This is a genomic window from Methanobrevibacter sp. (genome assembly GCF_045126245.1).
Lineage (GTDB): Archaea > Methanobacteriota > Methanobacteria > Methanobacteriales > Methanobacteriaceae > Methanocatella.
This window is the reverse complement of the sequence record NZ_JBGVOG010000069.1, coordinates 1-2352: the sequence shown is the minus strand read 5'-3', so window position 1 is coordinate 2352 and position 2352 is coordinate 1. Positions and strand designations below refer to the sequence as shown.

General features: G+C 35.6%; 3 protein-coding genes. 1 reads left to right on the top strand and 2 read right to left on the bottom strand.

Going from position 1 to position 2352, the window contains the following annotated elements:
• Positions 1-831: beta-galactosidase small subunit (locus ACJMLZ_RS05300; RefSeq protein ID WP_405304318.1), on the top strand; the 831-nt coding region annotated here is incomplete at its 5' end.
• Positions 832-1101: 270 nt separating this feature from the next.
• Here ACJMLZ_RS05300 and ACJMLZ_RS05295 read toward each other — a convergent pair.
• Both ACJMLZ_RS05295 and ACJMLZ_RS05290 read right to left on the bottom strand, forming a co-directional pair.
• Positions 1102-1239 (bottom strand): hypothetical protein, encoded by a 138-nt coding sequence (locus ACJMLZ_RS05295; RefSeq protein WP_405304317.1) that lies wholly within the window; start codon positions 1237-1239, stop codon positions 1102-1104.
• A gap of 331 nt (positions 1240-1570) precedes the next feature.
• Entirely contained in the window at positions 1571-1693 is a 123-nt protein-coding gene (locus ACJMLZ_RS05290) for a hypothetical protein (protein ID WP_405304316.1), read from the bottom strand.
• Positions 1694-2352 lie beyond the last annotated feature (659 nt).

Here is a 2352-nt window from a genome sequence, read left to right as displayed (position 1 = left end):
AAGATTGACAAATCCAGTGGAATGCTTTGTGGTTATGCAAATGCTGGAGTAGAGGCTATATCATCAGCATTCAGACCGAATTTCTGGCGAGCTGGTACAGACAATGACCGCCGCGGTTGGAAGGCAGAGGAACTGATGGGACAATGGAAGGATGTAGCAGCCAACGACGTGAAGGTCACATCCTCTGCCGAAGGTAATAATGCTGTTGTCGAAGCTGTTATTATATCTGATGGCAAGGCTGTCATGAATATTAAGTACAGCATGCATCCTGACGGTACTCTGGGTGTAAATTACGACATCAAGATAGACAATCAGATGCCTGAACCTCTCAGAATCGGTCTTCAGGGCCAGATTGATTCACGTTACTCTAACGTTACATATTTCGGACTCGGTCCTTGGGAAAACTATTGTGACAGACATGCAGGACTTTTCCTTGGTACCTACAAAACTACGGTAGAAGGTATGATGACTGAATATGTCTATCCGCAGGAAAATGGTAACAGGACAGGAGTACGTTGGTTCACTCTTACCGACAAGAACGGAAAAGGTATTCAGATACTTGGAGCAAGTCCTCTCAGCATCTCAACCTGGAATACTACCCAGGAATCGTTGGAAGCAGCCAAACATATCGGAGAGGAAAAGGTTCTTGAAGGTTCATTCGTGCTGAATGTCGATTGTAAACAAGCAGGTGTAGGAGGAACAGATACTTGGAGCATCAAGGCAAGACCTGAGGAACATCACAGACTCCTTGACAAGCACTATAGTTATTCATTCATGATTCGTCCTACAAACAGCTTGAAGGATGCTGTAAACTCGGCACGTAACCGATAATTATAGAAGCGAGGAGTATTTTCATAAATGGATATGGAATTAAGGATACAAGCTAAAGGGATAACAAAACGATATGGAGCAACGTCTTTGTATCCATTCGATGGTTCCGAGATCGTTTTGAAGGCTCCTCGCTTTTTTAAAGTATATATTAAATACAAAAACTCTGTATTGATATAATATAAAGAGAAGGAGGGATTTTACCCTCCTTCTCTTGAATTTCCCTTTTAAGTTTTTGCTTAATTCGGGATATATAAATACTATGCTAGAAGCTTATATATGCTGAAGGCCATGATCGGCCTGAATGTTATGGATAGGGTATCCAATGCCCATATCTGAACAATCTGAGGTGTTCGTCATCCGTGGACGGTTCAGATAAACAGGGTTCATGAAATCTTTATTATTCTTCATAATTATCCTTTTTATATAATCTCAAATCAATCGAGAATTAAAACATGTTTACCTTAAACGATACTTGACGGAAAACCAATTAATTTTGTTCGTTTTCTCCTTTATAGTCAAAATTTACAGGAATCATCCCAGTTGGACACCAATAATTAATTTTGTTGTTGGTATTTAAACTCTTAGGTTGATTCGCAAACATTGAATTCATAAAATCTACCATTTTTTTCATACCTTTAAATTGTTTTTCCTCTTCTATGTGAAGAGCGTTAATACTAAAATACCTATTGATGATTGTCCTTTGTTATTGTTCTATATTATATTTATTAAAACTCCTAATTTAGTTTATTTCCTGAAAATTTACCGGAATCATACCGCTTGGGCACCAAAAGTTAATTCTTGCATTGCTGTTTTTTGCATTTTCAACGTTGTTTGTAAATACTGTATTCAAAAACTTTTTCATACATCTTCATTTTTTAGTTCCTTATAAAAGGAAGTTGTTTATACTATTAAAATTCCAATGACAATTTGAAACGTTTTTATGGACAATCATCTCGTTCTGGTTACTCAAACTGTCGTTATTTAATCTTGTTGTTAATATCAGAAAGGCAAAATTTGAATAATGTCTATCTCTTTTCACGCTGCAAAGGTATGTCAAAAATATTGTGTGGCATAAGGAATAAAGGGAAAACTTTCAAATATTCCGTTTTATTTGATTAATGTCAAATAATTGAGTTCTTTTGAAAAACACAACGTTTGCAAGTAAACATTTTTTATGTTTTGAGTTTTGGAAAACAAATATTTCCCGTTTGCGTGAGTATGGAAAATAGTGCGGAAAAACAATAAATAAGAATGGGATGAAAAGTACAAGCCATAAGTTTTCATATACAGAACAGGAGGATATAACATATCCTCCTGTGTCACTATCGGCATCGAAAAGAATGGATAGTGATATTTAAAAGCATTCTCTCTTCCTTCTTGTTAATATTGAGAGGATGCCGATTGCATCCTCTTTTTCATGGACAAATAAATTGAAAATCTGTGATAGATATAATGTGATAATTGTTAGCCTTTTAAACTTTTAAATTTAAATCTTTTTACCTTTTAAAACTTACCTATTTG